This is a genomic window from Shewanella sp. VB17 (assembly GCF_013248905.1).
Classification (GTDB): Bacteria; Pseudomonadota; Gammaproteobacteria; order Enterobacterales; family Shewanellaceae; genus Shewanella.
The window spans coordinates 3,430,743-3,444,596 of the sequence record NZ_JABRVS010000001.1 but is presented as its reverse complement, the minus strand read 5'-3'; the positions used below and the strand labels follow the sequence as shown (position 1 = coordinate 3,444,596).

The window sequence follows — 13,854 nt, the reverse complement described above, 5'->3', positions numbered from 1 at the left end:
TACTCGATACTGATAAGAGGAGAGTATCGAAGTGCATCATTAACCTTACTACTTACTACTTACTACTTACTACGTTTTTATATTCCAGATTTACTTATTGCTCGAAAGCAACCATTTCATAAAAGTTAATGCTTCAGTACGTTTAGAAAATGTTTGTCTATTTTTCCCAAGGCTATCGGTAAATGCGATAGAAGACTTGTTTAGAGAAATAGAGTTAACTGGAAAATTTACAGTGATCTCGTGACCATTCATGTTGTACGACATATGTCATACTCCTTTTTTATGCTGCATTTTTAGCAGCGGGTATGTAACTATAATATATCCTTAGCATTTTTGCGAAAGACGAATTTCAGATTTTTTGAGACTAGTAGTTTCAGCAAATCAATCAAGACTGTTGTTAATCGATAAATGTTGTTTTTTCTTGTCACATTTAAGGTGTTAATAACATTGATTCAGTCAAATTTAACCATAATAGTATGACAATAATATGACTAATATTTTAGATTCTACCAGGTGTGTTAATATTTTTGCGGGTATTGACGAGAGGAGTCAAACAAGAAGCAAACTACTTACATTAAGGTTACTAAAAATCAGCACTTATTATATCGCCGATTATGTTAATGTCAATGTTTATTTTAGGTGTGATTGATGTTCTTAAATCATGCTTTTCACCTACTCTCGCATCGGCTAATTCTCCCTTTGTATTCGATGTTACTTACGATAATTAATCTGTAGCATTCAATTTAATGATGATAGATGTCGCAGAATTATTCCAGTTACGCTGATAACTGCTAGTATTTAATTATCGCTTGATGAGTGATAGTGACTAATGGATTTTTATTGCAGCAGTCACTAAGTTTAGGTGTGCTTTAGTGACTATCATTAACACGCATTATTGTCAGAGACGTGACGTTCCTTATTTTCTGAGAGTTGTATTATGGCAAAAGTACTCGATTCAGTAGACCAACGTACCAAGCTTGTAGGTGAAAACCGTTTAGAACTTCTATTATTTCGTATTAATGCGACTCAAGTTTTTGCAATTAATGTGTTTAAAGTCAAAGAGGTTGTCGATCTTCCTCCGTTAAGTTCTTTACCTGGGAGCCATTGTCATATCTCAGGGGTCGCGAATATTCGTGGAACGTCTATCCCTGTGATTGACCTCAGGGGAGCGATTGGCTTTTCAGCAATGGAAAATGAACAAGATCGTAATTTGATCATTACTGAATATAATCGCAGTATTCAGGGGTTTATGGTTGGTAAAGTTGAACATATTGTCAACATGACTTGGAGTGATATTTTACTTCCACCTAAAACAGCAGGCAAGAATCACTATCTCACAGCGATATGCCGAGTAGAGATTGATGATCACCTAAAGATGGTATCAATTATCGATGTAGAAAAAGTACTGGCTGAGATCTTAGATTATGATATAAAACTGTCAGAAGGTATATTGGATGAAACACTGGCTAAAGAAATGGTTGGTCGTAAGATATTGATTGCTGATGATTCATCGACAGCTCGTCGGCAGATTAAAGAGACGTTAGTTCCCTTAGGTATTGAAATAATAGAAGTGTCAGATGGCTTGCAGGCGCTTCAGTTGTTACAAAGTTGGTGCGATGATGGTAGGTCCGTTGTCGATGAAATTTTACTGTTGATCACCGACGCTGAAATGCCAGAAATGGATGGCTATAAACTGACTTCTGAAATACGCAGTGATGCACGAATGAGTGGTCTCTTTGTTGCTTTACATACCTCACTGAGCGGAAGCTTTAATGATGCTATGGCAGAAAAGGTAGGGTGTAACCGATTTATTTCTAAATTCCAGCCAGATTTATTAGTCGGGTTAGTACAAGATCGTTTAAGGGAGCACAAAGAAGAGTAGAACTTAATGATGTTTTTTTTAGAAGTGAGCTATTTTCACGAAGCTCAATGTTGTCTCTTTAATTAAGTATCGATGATTAACCGCTTAGACATTAGGTCTATTCTTTGATAGTTTCAGCTTGCTCTAGTGTTAAGTCCTTTAATACTTGTTGTTTGGTTCTTTTATTTGATGCAATATTGATCCGACAAAGTCTCACTGCATAGGCAAATCTGACTCGTCCAACTAGCGATACGATAGCGTGAAAAAAAAGCTTATCTAAGCCCAGGGTCTCGCTATAGTGGTGCATTGCTTTTGAAAGAGAGGCGTATTTTATACCATCAAACTTAAATCCAGCTTTAATCTCATGAGTCTCTATTGGGATCCCTTCTATAGTGATAGGCCAGCTGGGTGCATTGACTCTGTCTCGTGCGATAAGATACATCATCCACGCACTTTTTTTAAAACCAGTAAAGACGTTACAAGAAAACTCTGAGTCGATGAGTTCTTGTTCTGTCCAGTTAATGCCTATCGATAGGTGCTTAGCATAGAGACGCATCAGCTCGTCTTTTACTGCTATCTGACATTCCCAGATAGAGGTTAATTGATGTTGTTTAGCCAAGCTTAAACATTCTTTACAGCTGGGTACAGCCAGACTAGGATGAGGAGTGTGGTGTTTGGCTTGGTATTCAAAGACATGATGGCACGGTTCTGCACAAAACCAGCACATGTGGCGCAGTGCGAAAGGAATATCGATTAAGGGGATAGGTAGCGTCATGATGTTTTCATTGGTTTGACGCTATGTTGTGATTCTTCACGTTGACAGTCGATGATGTAGAAAAAGCGTTACGCCTCTTCTACATTGACCAAAGACTGAGCAAGAATAACGGGGTCCATTTCTAAGCAATCTTGATCTGCTTGCCAATTTGTTCCAATTAACACGCCATCTTCGTTAAGATCAGCGATCCAGAATTCAAGTAAATCGGTTAGTGGAATAGCAATTGGCGCATAATTAGCCCATTCTTCACTACAATGTGTCTTAGCTTGTGCTTCTGTTGACCATAATGGCATAACATCAGTGTCTTCATATTCAGAAGAGTCACATACGACCCAACCTTCACCCGATTCATCTTGCAGTCCCCAGACGGATTGGTGTTGCTTAACATCCTCGATAAAACGGGTCAATATTGGATTTGTTTCTGTCATGTAAGATCTCTTAAGTCTGTTATTTTCGATGACATTATACGGCATCAAGCGTATTCGCCAAGTGAATCTTTAGCGATTTATCCCCAACATTTAACTTTACTTAGGCGAAAATTGAGATTAATTGAAAATTAAGGGGGTTTCCATCTTGCTTGAGTATAGTAATTATGGCTCAATTTGAACTGAGTTTCTTAGGGGCAGTTGTTCAGACTTTATGTCGGCCTGTTTTATTTACACATTTTTTGGAGTATTTCTGATGATTAACAAGATCCCCTTAGCATCCATATTACTTTTTTCTAGTTTGTGCACACCCATAGTGTTAGCTGATGATTTTGCTTCTTGTGTATTAGAGCTAAAGACAATAGCCAAAAAAGAAGGATTATCGACCGATACAATAGAAAATACTTTAGGTGAGGTTAATTATGTTGCTCGGGTGATTGAACTTGATAAAAAGCAACCTGAATTTAGCCAGACCTTTGACAATTATTTTAGTTTACGAGTCACTGATAAGCGCATAAAAGAGGGCCGACGTTTGTTGCAAGAGCACCATGAACTCTTGTCTAAACTGACTGAACAGTATGGCGTTCCAGCACAATATTTAATGGCGTTTTGGGGACTTGAGACTAATTTTGGCTCCTATAAAGGAAAAATGCCAGTACTTGACTCCTTGGCGACATTGGCTTGCGATCCGAGACGAAGCCAGTATTTTACTGGTGAGTTGATGAAAGCACTCCAGTTAAAAGAAACCTATCAATTTGATGCGTCGACAATGGTAGGTTCTTGGGCCGGTGCGATGGGTCATACCCAATTCATGCCATCGGCTTATGCCGATTATGCTGTTGATGGGGATGGAGATGGTAAAGCCGATTTATGGAATAGTACCGTCGACGCTTTGACTTCAGCTGCAAATTTTTTACAGCAACTAGGTTGGCAACGTAATGAGCGTTGGGGTCGTGAAGTCACACTGCCAAAAGATTTTAGTTATGAATATGTAGGCAAAAACCATGAACAATCTTTGATCAAATGGGCAGAGCTCGGCGTGATGAAAAATAACGGTAAATCGCTCTCAACACCTGATATGAGTGCGACTCTCTACCTTCCTGCTGGTTATCAAGGTCCAGCTTTCCTTGGGTACAAAAATTTTGATGTGATCATGCGCTGGAACCGTTCAATTTTCTATGCCATTGCTGTTGGACATTTGGCTGATCGTATCAATGGAGGAGTCAGTTTAACCGTGGCGCCGCCTAAGCAAGATAACTTGAGCAGAGATCGCGTTAAATCATTGCAAGCTAAGCTAAATGAAAAAGGATTTGATGTCGGTAAGCCTGACGGTATTCTAGGAACGAATTCAAAACTGGGATTAAGGGCATTTCAACGTACAGTGGGTTTGGTCGCTGATGGATTTCCAAGTGAAGCGAGCTTTGATGCTCTTGGTGTTCAGTAATTGGTACATGGAATTCAGCATTGAGGGTAATTGAGCTGATAACTAGGTCGATCGCTCAAGGTAATACCGATAATAACTAGAGCTATTGGCTTAGTTTTGATAAGCTCCGCTACCAAAAATATAAGTGATATTGATAGTTAAGGACAGTAAATGAGCATTAAAAACGACATGGTTGTTCAGTTTAATTACACACTACGTGATGAGCAGGGCGAAGTATTAGAGACAAATGAAGGTTCAGATCCAATCGTCTACCTTCATGGTCACAATAATATGATGCCAGGAGTAGAAGATGCCATTGCAGGCAAATCTTTTGGTGAAAAATTTACTGTCACCCTTGCGCCTGAAACCACTTATGGTGTGCGTGATGAAGCCGCGATTCAGCGCGTATCAGTTAAGCACCTCCAAGGTGAGAAAGTGTGGAAAGCGGGCATGCACGCTTTGTTAAATACAGAGCAAGGTCAGCGTCAAGTGACAGTCATTAAAGTCGGCAAGTTTATGGCGACAGTGGATGTCAATCATCCGTTAGCTGGCCGTGAATTAAGTTTTGATCTTGAAGTGATAGCAGCAAGAGATGCAACAGATGAAGAGTTAGCTCATGGCCATGCCCACGGCAAAGGTGGCCATCATCATTAATTAAGCAATATCTTTATGAAAACCAGCACAATGTTGCTGGTTTTTTTGTGTCAATGGCAAGCCAAATAAGGTTGATTATGGTGATAAATTTTTCACAAGGGAAGATCATTCTAACGCCACTGGAAATACAGGTAAAGTTTGCCGCATCTGGTGGTGGTATGTATGCCATGGCGGAAGATCTTAAGTTTATTGATGATGCGCTGATGATCAGTGCCGATGCCGGCTCGGTGAAGTGGAATTTACGAGTAGACTCTATTGAACAGCTAATAGCCATCAGAGAAGAGTTTGGCATGAGTCATATTTTAAAGGATTAAGACGAAGTACCTTGTTTAGCCATCAGCAATTGACTGGTATGATGTTGAACAAAATATCAATGAGAAATATCAAAGGATAAAAATGTCACGAGCATCATTAGAGCGGATCACAATTGAACCGCCATCGTTAGTTACAGCTTGCGTGATCTGGCTTCATGGGTTAGGGGATTCAGGTGCTGGCTTTGCACCCGTTGTCCCAGCATTGGGTTTACCACAAGATCATGGCATACGGTTTGTTTTTCCTCATGCGCCAGAGCAAGCTGTTACGATCAATCAAGGTTATGTTATGCGCGCTTGGTATGACATAAAAAGCATGGACTTACATAATCGAGCTGATATGGATGGCGTATTAAGCACTGAAATATCAGTGGCTGCACTGATCCAAGAGCAAATTGATTCAGGGATCCCTGCCAATAAAATCGTGCTTGCAGGTTTTAGCCAAGGTGGTGTGATAAGCCTCTTTGCTGGGGTAAGATATCCACAGCCGCTTGCAGGGATCATGGCACTGTCTTGTTATTTACCGACGGCGGATAAGCTTCCAGAAGGATTGAGTGAAGCAAATAAGACAACCGCTATTTTGCAGCACCATGGTGAGCAAGATGATGTAGTGCCAGTTAGATCAGGCAAAATGGCAAACGAGTTACTCAAAGCGAGTGGGTATAACACACAATGGAAAACCTACCCAATGCCCCACAGTGTGCTGCCAGAACAACTGACTGATATTGGATTATGGCTACAAACAGTACTGAATTAACATACAAATTTGGTCGTTTATTTTGTGTGTATTCGATTCAAGTGCTTTAGCATCAATCTTATTGTCATATTAAGATAATTATTCCGCAAGTAAAAACAAGTTAGCTTAATTGACATCCATTAGGTTAACTGTTTGTTTTTTTCCCTCCATTAATATCCTATCTATTTTTTGTTGCTGGCTCATTATGTCAGACTTTGTAACATGAAAGACTTAAAAAGAGATCCTTAGATCACACTGTGTCATAAATGTGCCATTCATAAAGCATGATTTTTTGTTAAGATAGCGCTGGGCAGAAATAGGCTCTAATAATACTATAAAAATAATTTAAAGGTTGATGGCATGAAAAATTTTTTATTGAAAGGACTGGTTGCATCCGCTGTACTGGCAGCATTAACAGGCTGCGGCAGTGATAGTGATAATACCCCAGCTAAACCGGTTACGTGTGCAGATGTAGGAGAGGCCTGTACCCAATTTACTGTGCTGCACACCAACGATAATCATGGCCGTTTTTGGCAAAGTAAGAATGGTGAATATGGCATGGCGGCGCGTAAGACGCTAATTGACCAAATTCGCGCCGAAGTTGAATCCAATGGTGGGCAAACGATTTTATTATCTGGCGGTGATATTAATACCGGCGTGCCTGAATCAGATCTGCAAAATGCCATTCCGGACTTTATTGGCATGAATTTGATTGGTTATGATGCGATGGCGGTTGGAAATCATGAATTTGATAATCCATTATCGACGCTTGAAGAACAGCGTACGCGGGCGGAATTCCCTATGTTGGCGGCCAACATTTATGATAGGGCCTCGGGTAAACGCTACTTTGACCCTTATAAAATATTTAATATCAATGGTCTACGAATAGCGGTTATTGGATTAACCACTGAGGATACCGTGAGGATTGGTAACCCTGAATATATCAGTAGCCTAATATTCACCGATCCTACCACAGAAATCCAAAAAGTGATTCAAGATATAAAAGATGCCAATGCTGCCGACTTAATCTTTGCCACTACCCACATGGGCCATTACGCCGATGCACAAAATGGCAGTAATGCTCCCGGAGATGTCGCCATGGCCCGTGCGGTCACTGCTGGCGATCTTAACGCCATCATTGGTGGTCACTCGCAAAACCCTGTGTGTATGGAGCCAGGTACTAGTAACTATGCCGACTTTAATCGAGGCGATGAGTGTACACCGGATAAGCAAAATGGCACTTATATCATGCAGGCCCATGAATGGGGTAAATATGTTGGCCGCGCCGATTTTGAATACTTTAATGGCGAGCTACACCTAGCCAATTACCAGCTAATTCCGGTGAATTTGATGGCCGTTGATGAAGAGGGTCGTATTGTATTAGCAGATAAGAATGATCCATTATCAGGCACCTTGCTCCCAGGTACTACGCAAATTGAAGAAAACGCTGGAGTGTTAGCTGAGTTGAGGACGTATCAAGAAGGCGGGCAGGTATTACTCGATAAAATTCTAGGTACTACCGATGGCGAGTTAATGGGGCTTTCTACCACGGTTCGTCATGAGCAAACCAATCTAGGTCATTTAATTGCTAGAGCCCAGGGTGAATATAAGCTGGTAAAGGCAGATTTTGGCATCATGAACTCTGGTGGTGTCCGTGCTTCAATTTCAGCGGGTAATATAACTTATCGTGACGTGCTCACTGTACAGCCCTTTGGTAACATGGTGGCCTATGCCAGCATGACGGGCACTGACTTGATTGCATACTTAAATCAAGTGGCGACTAAAACGGTGGGATCTGGCGGGTATGCGCAACTTGATGGGATTAAATTGTCCGTTGATTGTGACGCAAAACAAGTCACCATTAACGAAATAGCGGGTGAAACCTTTGATATTAATAAAGAGTATAAATTTTCGATCCCATCATTCCTTGCTAATGAGGGGAGTACTCCTGGTTTTGCAGGGGATGGTTATCCTGCTATTGACGCAACCTCGATAGAAATTGCCGATGCCTTGGTATTGCGAGATTTTATCGAAGAAAAAGTGACGATTTTAGTTAATGATTTTAATCCTGTTGCCGGTGATATTGAATATTTTGCTGCTGGTGAATCACTCAAAGGCTGTCCTGCAACAGCAGTGGCGAAGTGATTTTATTTCTCTAAATCAATAATAAAAAGGGTAGCCTAATCGCTACCTTTTTCATTTCAATATTCAATGTATTATCGGTGCTTGTTGGATGATTTTATTGTTAGAGCAAGTGCGACAATAAATTATTTCAATATTGGTACTTGAAATATCATTTTATGTCTATATATCAGTTATAGAGTCGCTCAATGAGGGCTCTTAATACCCCGTTAGACTGTGTGCCTTAGGGGCTAGGTCTAGCGATTAACGGCGCAACATAGGTTGGCCAATAATATTTCTATATTGCTTAATACAAGGATATACCCATGACAAATTACGATTTAGCTCCACTTTACCGCAGTGCAATTGGATTTGACCGTTTAGCCCAGCTTGCAGAGCATGCGGCATCAAATAAAGGCAATTCTGGCTATCCACCTTATAATATTGAACTCATTAATGACACGCGTTATCGCATCACCATGGCTGTGGCTGGTTTTACCATGGATGAACTCGACATTACCAGTGAAGGTGATAAGTTATTCGTTAAGGGCACTAAAGCGACACAAGATAAAACGACTAAATACCTGTATCAGGGCATTGCAGAACGTGGTTTTGAACGTACCTTTCAGCTTGCAGATTATGTGACTGTGATTAGCGCTGATCTTGAAAATGGTTTACTTAATATTGAGCTGCAGCGGGAGATCCCAGAAGCACTTAAGCCGAGAAAAATTGAAATAGGCACCTCAAGGGTGATCGATCCTGAGTCGTGATAGACGGGATGAGATTAGCATAAGAAAGGGAGCCTAGTGCTCCCTTTTTCGTGTCGAATAAAACTTAAGCTCGCATGGCTTTTTCACCACGACTGAGGCCAACGACGCCGGAGCGTGATACTTCAACGACTTTAGTCACTTCACTCATCGCATTGATAAAGGCATCGAGTTTGGCGGTTGGGCCGGTTAATTGAACGGTATAAAGCTCGGCGGTAATATCGACAATTTGAGCGCGAAATATATCGGCTGTGCGTTTTACTTCTTCGCGCATATTGCCCTTGGCTTTGACTTTTATCAGTGCTAGCTCTCGTTCGATATGTTCAGACTCGGTAATATTGGAGACTTTTAAGATATCGATCAACTTATGTAACTGCTTTTCAATTTGTTCGAGCACATTAGCATCGGCGATCAAGGTGATATTGAGACGCGAGAGAGTTAGGTCATCGGTGGGCGCTACGGTTAACGTTTCGATGTTGTAACCACGCTGAGAAAATAGGCCCACCACACGAGAAAGTGCACCAGGTTGGTTTTCAAGTAACACAGATATGATACGACGCATTAGCTTTTCTCCGTTTTACTTAGCCACATTTCGTTCATCGCACCGCCGCGAATAAGCATAGGGTACACATGTTCTGTTTGATCGACATTAATATCGACAAATACCAGTTTATCTGTCATCGCCAGTGCCCTTTCTAGTTCCGATTCTAATTTAGCCGGATCGCTAATGGTGATCCCCACATGGCCATAAGCCTCGGCAATTTTGGCAAAATTAGGCACTGAATCCATATAAGAATGTGAATGACGACCTGAATAAATCATGTCTTGCCATTGCTTGACCATACCTAAAAAACGATTGTTAAGGTTGATAATTTTAACTGGAATATCATATTGAAGTGCCGTTGACAGTTCTTGAATATTCATTTGAATTGAACCATCACCAGTCACACACAGTACGGTTGCATCGGGTTGTGCTAATTTGACGCCCATGGCAGCAGGAAGACCAAAGCCCATGGTGCCCAAACCGCCTGAATTAATCCAGCGACGGGGTTTATCGAAAGGATAATAGAGTGCGGCAAACATTTGATGTTGACCCACATCGGATGCAACATAGGCATCACCATTGGTCAGTTTATGTAATGTTTCAATGACTTGCTGAGGTTTTATTTTATCCGTTGTCGTATCGTAAGCTAGGCTCTTTTTAGCACGCCATTGATTAATTTCATGCCACCAATGATCGACGGCAGTGGCATCTTTGATAGTGTCACCGTTTGAGTTTAATTGTGCTAGCATCTCATCAAGGATATTATCTGCTGAGCCTACAATGGGGATGTCAACTCGAATTGTTTTTGAAATCGAAGAGGGATCGATATCAATGTGTAAGATGGTAGCATTAGGGCAATATTTATCGACATTATTGGTGGTTCTATCATCAAAACGCACTCCGATCCCGAAGATTAAATCAGTGTTGTGCATGGCCATATTGGCTTCATAACAACCATGCATACCAAGCATACCGATACTGTTGCTGTGTGTGCCGGGAAAGGCGCCGAGACCCATTAAGGTGCTCACAACGGGAATATTGAGTTTCTCTGATAGGGCTAAGATCTGCTTATCACATTCGGAGATAACCGCGCCACCGCCCACATAGAGTACTGGTTTCTTCGCCGCTAATAGCGCTTGTAGACCTCTGCGGATTTGGCCCTTATGACCTGAAGTCGTTGGATTATATGAGCGCATGCTTATGCTTTTAGGGTAGGCATAATCATGAAGAATGGCAGGATCCATACAATCTTTAGGCACGTCAACCACCACAGGTCCTGGTCTGCCACTTGCCGCAATAAAGAAGGCTTTTTTTAGGATCTCTGGAATATCTCTGGGATCTGTTACAAGAAAACTGTGTTTAACGACAGGCCTTGAAATACCTATCATGTCACATTCTTGGAACGCATCATTACCAATGAGGTGGCTATGGACTTGGCCGGAAACAATGACCAGTGGAATAGAATCCATATAGGCCGTCGCAATCCCCGTAATTGTGTTAGTCGCACCAGGTCCTGAGGTCACCAATACGACGCCTACTTCACCTGTAGAACGTGCATACCCGTCAGCCATATGCACGGCTGCTTGTTCGTGACGAACTAAAATATGTTCAATGGTCGACTTTTCGTGCAGGGCATCATAGATATCTAACACAGATCCGCCAGGGTAGCCGAATATGTGTTTTACGCCTTCGTCAATCAGTGAGCGGACGATCATGCTGGCGCCTGATAACTTCTCCATTTGTAAATCCTCATAAGTTACCGCTACGGTATGCAGTATCTAGATACAGCGACGGTAATCGCTTGAATATAATGAGTTTGGACGGTGATCCTGACTCTCGATATGTCGATTAACTTTATCGTAAAGTTAAATTCACCTTGTTAAGGTGCAACACCTGTTTTCAAATGAACAGATGCACATCATATAAAAATACGCATCGATTTCAAGTATTTTATGCAAAAATCGTTAAATAATAAATCTGACCTTAGAGGCCATTCTACGTTTTAAGCTTGAGTTACATGGATTCAATAGACCCCTTACTGTGTTATTTTGGGGGCTAATTAAGTCGAAAATGTCTATTAACAAGGTTAGGGAAGTGACGACAATCAGGTAGCTTATTGATGATGTGTTGCTTAACGATTTATGTGTTCAGTCACATGAACACCATTAGCTGCAAAAAATTGGCAGATCCCAACTAAGACTACCGCGCTCAACATTAAAGCCGAGAAAGGAACGGCTGTGCCAGTATAGAATAGCGCAAGTAGGGGGCCGGCCAGCGCACCACAACCAAAACGTAGGGCAATAATAACAGCCGTTGCTGTCCCCGTTTCTTTTTTGAACTTCATTAACACAATCGCATCGGCATTGACTGACATGATCCCTAAAAAGCCCATAAAAGGGATAAGCATAGCCACCGTATAATGAAAACTGAGACCGAATAGGTTCACTATTAAGAGGCCTGAGCCCGCGACTATTGCTAACAGAGTTGACATTTTTAGCATTAACTTAGAGCCATATCGTGTGATAATGCGGCTATTTATCACATTTGCCAGCATTAATGCGCCCACATTCGTGCTGAACAGTAGGGCAAAAAGCGATTTATCTAAACCAAAAACTTCCATATAAACGAAAGGCGAGGCGGTTAAATAACAGAAAAATGCAAATGATGACAGTACGCCGCTGGCGATGTGTAATTTAGTCTCAGGTTTGGTGAATATCACAGCATAAGCACCGAAAAATGATTGTTGGCTGCGGTTGCTTTTATCATTATCGCTAGGCATATTGAGCTTCCAGCAGACCAAGACTAACAGCAAAAATGCATAACTGGCGAGGATGAAAAAGATCAAATGCCATTCACCTAATTCTAAGATAAGGCTGCCTACGCTTGGGGCGATTAAAGGAGCTAACATCATGATTAAACTAACATAAGACATACCTTTGGCGGTGTTTTCTCCGTAGAGCTCTTTGATATAACCAGGGACGACCACGGTGGCTGCCGCACCAATAAAGGCTTGTGCAAACCTCAATGCTAAAAACAGTTCAATGTTGGTGACGAAGGCTAAGAGTAGACTCACGACCATAAAGCCTGCTAACCCTAATATTACCAGAGGACGACGACCCATTCTGTCGGCTAATGGGCCAAAAATCAGCATTCCCAGCGCATAACCTGCAAGGTACAGACTTAAGGATTGTTGAACTAGGGTTATGTCGGAATGAAAACTGCTTGCCAACGTGGCCATTGCAGGTAGATACATGTCGATAGCTAAAGGGGTAATGGCGACAATTGCAGCTAACATAGGGATCAAAAAAGCGATATTGATGCACGTTATTGGGGCTGCAGATGGAGATTGATATGATCCTGTTGGCACGGGTACCTCTTGGTGTTAAGTTGATTTGAGGGGATAGATAGTCATATAGCTAGGCTATGAGATAGCAGAACTGAGTCTGTTATCAGTAAGATAGAATACTATACGACTTATTATCTTACTAAGCTAGATAGTACTTAATATTTTTATAGGTAATAACAAGCATTTTTGTAACGAGATCTTAATTAACATGACTTTGAATATGAGGATCATAATATGAAAAAACGTATCACCTTGGCTTTATTCGTGTCACATCTGTTGGTTGCTGGGAGTGGGGTTATGATGGGAATATATCTGTTGCCTATTATCACTGCTCCTATGGCACCTGATCAAGCAAGTCTGGAGTTGACGGTGAAAAATCGTGATTATACAGGAACATTTTCGAGGGACAGAATAGACAGTGATTTCTTGCATTGGGGGGAAGGCGAGATATCGATTAGTCCTGATAACATTGCTTTTTCTGGGGAGCTTGCCCCTGGGCCTGATTATCGGCTTTATTTATCACCAGAATTTGTTGAAACAGAATTGGACTTTCATCGACTAAAATCATCAATGATCCTAGTGGGTGCAATTAATACCTTCGGTAATTTTATTGTGCCGATCCCAAATAATGTCGATCCCTCTCAATACATGAGTTTGGTTGTATGGTGTGAATCATTTAGTCAATTCATTACATCGGGAACTTATGAAAAGATAAACTGAGTTGCAATATTTTAGTATGTTTATCGTCGTTACAATATCACCCCATGATGTCATTTATTGTCTATGCTTTTAGTGATAATTTAAATGTCATTTAGCCTCAGAAAGGTGCCCTGTATGTCGATTATCGAGAAACTAGCGGTAATAAAAATGATATGTCATTGCAGTATTTAA

14 protein-coding genes are annotated in these 13,854 nt (G+C 41.2%); 8 read left to right on the top strand and 6 right to left on the bottom strand.

Annotation, left to right across the window (positions count from 1 at the left end; translation table 11 throughout):
* Positions 1-90 precede the first annotated feature (90 nt).
* Positions 91-264: a hypothetical protein gene (locus HQQ94_RS14770; protein ID WP_173295133.1), complete on the bottom strand. Its 174-nt coding sequence runs from the start codon at positions 262-264 to the stop codon at positions 91-93.
* A gap of 673 nt (positions 265-937) precedes the next feature.
* Here HQQ94_RS14770 and HQQ94_RS14765 point away from each other — a divergent pair.
* Positions 938-1,882 carry a chemotaxis protein CheV gene (locus tag HQQ94_RS14765; protein ID WP_173295132.1) on the top strand — a complete coding sequence of 315 codons (945 nt, stop codon included), beginning with the start codon at positions 938-940 and terminating at the stop codon, positions 1,880-1,882.
* A 97-nt stretch (positions 1,883-1,979) separates the two neighbouring features.
* On the opposite strand, the gene HQQ94_RS14760 is transcribed toward HQQ94_RS14765, so the two are convergent.
* Both HQQ94_RS14760 and HQQ94_RS14755 read right to left on the bottom strand, forming a co-directional pair.
* A complete protein-coding gene (locus HQQ94_RS14760; protein ID WP_173295131.1) occupies positions 1,980-2,636 on the bottom strand; it encodes a hypothetical protein in 657 nt (218 codons plus the stop codon).
* Between the two features lie 68 nt (positions 2,637-2,704).
* Complete coding sequence (locus tag HQQ94_RS14755; protein WP_173295130.1) at positions 2,705-3,064, bottom strand: DUF2750 domain-containing protein; 360 nt, start codon at positions 3,062-3,064, stop codon at positions 2,705-2,707.
* A 253-nt stretch (positions 3,065-3,317) separates the two neighbouring features.
* On the opposite strand from HQQ94_RS14755, the gene HQQ94_RS14750 reads away from it, so the two are divergent.
* From HQQ94_RS14750 to HQQ94_RS14725, 6 genes are all read left to right on the top strand, one after another.
* Complete coding sequence (locus HQQ94_RS14750; protein WP_173295129.1) at positions 3,318-4,505, top strand: lytic murein transglycosylase; 1,188 nt, start codon at positions 3,318-3,320, stop codon at positions 4,503-4,505.
* Between the two features lie 150 nt (positions 4,506-4,655).
* Entirely contained in the window at positions 4,656-5,138 is a 483-nt protein-coding gene (locus HQQ94_RS14745) for a peptidylprolyl isomerase (protein ID WP_173295128.1), read from the top strand.
* Between the two features lie 77 nt (positions 5,139-5,215).
* The gene (locus tag HQQ94_RS14740; protein WP_173295127.1) at positions 5,216-5,452 is read left to right on the top strand and encodes a DUF3389 family protein; all 237 of its coding nucleotides are present in this window, start codon (positions 5,216-5,218) and stop codon (positions 5,450-5,452) included.
* Positions 5,453-5,534: 82 nt separating this feature from the next.
* A complete protein-coding gene (locus tag HQQ94_RS14735; protein WP_173295126.1) occupies positions 5,535-6,206 on the top strand; it encodes an alpha/beta hydrolase in 672 nt (223 codons plus the stop codon).
* 339 nt (positions 6,207-6,545) lie between these two features.
* The gene (ushA, locus tag HQQ94_RS14730; protein WP_173295125.1) at positions 6,546-8,330 is read left to right on the top strand and encodes a bifunctional UDP-sugar hydrolase/5'-nucleotidase UshA; all 1,785 of its coding nucleotides are present in this window, start codon (positions 6,546-6,548) and stop codon (positions 8,328-8,330) included.
* A 302-nt stretch (positions 8,331-8,632) separates the two neighbouring features.
* Complete coding sequence (locus HQQ94_RS14725) at positions 8,633-9,076, top strand: Hsp20 family protein (RefSeq protein WP_173295124.1); 444 nt, start codon at positions 8,633-8,635, stop codon at positions 9,074-9,076.
* A 64-nt stretch (positions 9,077-9,140) separates the two neighbouring features.
* Here the strand turns inward: HQQ94_RS14725 and ilvN are convergent, their stop codons facing one another.
* The 3 genes from ilvN to HQQ94_RS14710 all read right to left on the bottom strand — a co-directional run bounded on the left by ilvN (position 9,141) and on the right by HQQ94_RS14710 (position 12,984).
* On the bottom strand, positions 9,141-9,635 hold the full coding sequence (ilvN, locus tag HQQ94_RS14720) for an acetolactate synthase small subunit (protein WP_173295123.1): 495 nt from the start codon (positions 9,633-9,635) through the stop codon (positions 9,141-9,143).
* The gene (locus HQQ94_RS14715) at positions 9,635-11,356 is read right to left on the bottom strand and encodes an acetolactate synthase 3 large subunit (RefSeq protein WP_173295122.1); all 1,722 of its coding nucleotides are present in this window, start codon (positions 11,354-11,356) and stop codon (positions 9,635-9,637) included. The genes ilvN and HQQ94_RS14715 overlap by 1 nt, the downstream gene beginning before the upstream one ends.
* A gap of 392 nt (positions 11,357-11,748) precedes the next feature.
* A complete protein-coding gene (locus tag HQQ94_RS14710) occupies positions 11,749-12,984 on the bottom strand; it encodes a multidrug effflux MFS transporter (RefSeq protein ID WP_309247251.1) in 1,236 nt (411 codons plus the stop codon).
* 213 nt (positions 12,985-13,197) lie between these two features.
* Here HQQ94_RS14710 and HQQ94_RS14705 point away from each other — a divergent pair, with 213 nt between their 5' ends.
* Entirely contained in the window at positions 13,198-13,683 is a 486-nt protein-coding gene (locus HQQ94_RS14705) for a DM13 domain-containing protein (protein ID WP_173295121.1), read from the top strand.
* The last annotated feature ends 171 nt before the right edge of the window (positions 13,684-13,854 follow it).

What these genes read in the sequence shown, in the direction of transcription:
- HQQ94_RS14740 (WP_173295127.1), top strand. Translation starts at nt 5,216, where the DNA reads ATGGTGATAAATTTTTCACAAGGGAAGATCATTCTAACGCCACTGGAA.
- HQQ94_RS14715 (WP_173295122.1), bottom strand. Translation starts at nt 11,356, where the DNA reads ATGGAGAAGTTATCAGGCGCCAGCATGATCGTCCGCTCACTGATTGAC.
- HQQ94_RS14770 (WP_173295133.1), bottom strand. Translation starts at nt 264, where the DNA reads ATGTCGTACAACATGAATGGTCACGAGATCACTGTAAATTTTCCAGTT.
- HQQ94_RS14755 (WP_173295130.1), bottom strand. Translation starts at nt 3,064, where the DNA reads ATGACAGAAACAAATCCAATATTGACCCGTTTTATCGAGGATGTTAAG.
- HQQ94_RS14765 (WP_173295132.1), top strand. Translation starts at nt 938, where the DNA reads ATGGCAAAAGTACTCGATTCAGTAGACCAACGTACCAAGCTTGTAGGT.
- HQQ94_RS14705 (WP_173295121.1), top strand. Translation starts at nt 13,198, where the DNA reads ATGAAAAAACGTATCACCTTGGCTTTATTCGTGTCACATCTGTTGGTT.
- HQQ94_RS14760 (WP_173295131.1), bottom strand. Translation starts at nt 2,636, where the DNA reads ATGACGCTACCTATCCCCTTAATCGATATTCCTTTCGCACTGCGCCAC.
- ilvN (WP_173295123.1), bottom strand. Translation starts at nt 9,635, where the DNA reads ATGCGTCGTATCATATCTGTGTTACTTGAAAACCAACCTGGTGCACTT.
- HQQ94_RS14735 (WP_173295126.1), top strand. Translation starts at nt 5,535, where the DNA reads ATGTCACGAGCATCATTAGAGCGGATCACAATTGAACCGCCATCGTTA.
- ushA (WP_173295125.1), top strand. Translation starts at nt 6,546, where the DNA reads ATGAAAAATTTTTTATTGAAAGGACTGGTTGCATCCGCTGTACTGGCA.
- HQQ94_RS14725 (WP_173295124.1), top strand. Translation starts at nt 8,633, where the DNA reads ATGACAAATTACGATTTAGCTCCACTTTACCGCAGTGCAATTGGATTT.
- HQQ94_RS14745 (WP_173295128.1), top strand. Translation starts at nt 4,656, where the DNA reads ATGAGCATTAAAAACGACATGGTTGTTCAGTTTAATTACACACTACGT.
- HQQ94_RS14750 (WP_173295129.1), top strand. Translation starts at nt 3,318, where the DNA reads ATGATTAACAAGATCCCCTTAGCATCCATATTACTTTTTTCTAGTTTG.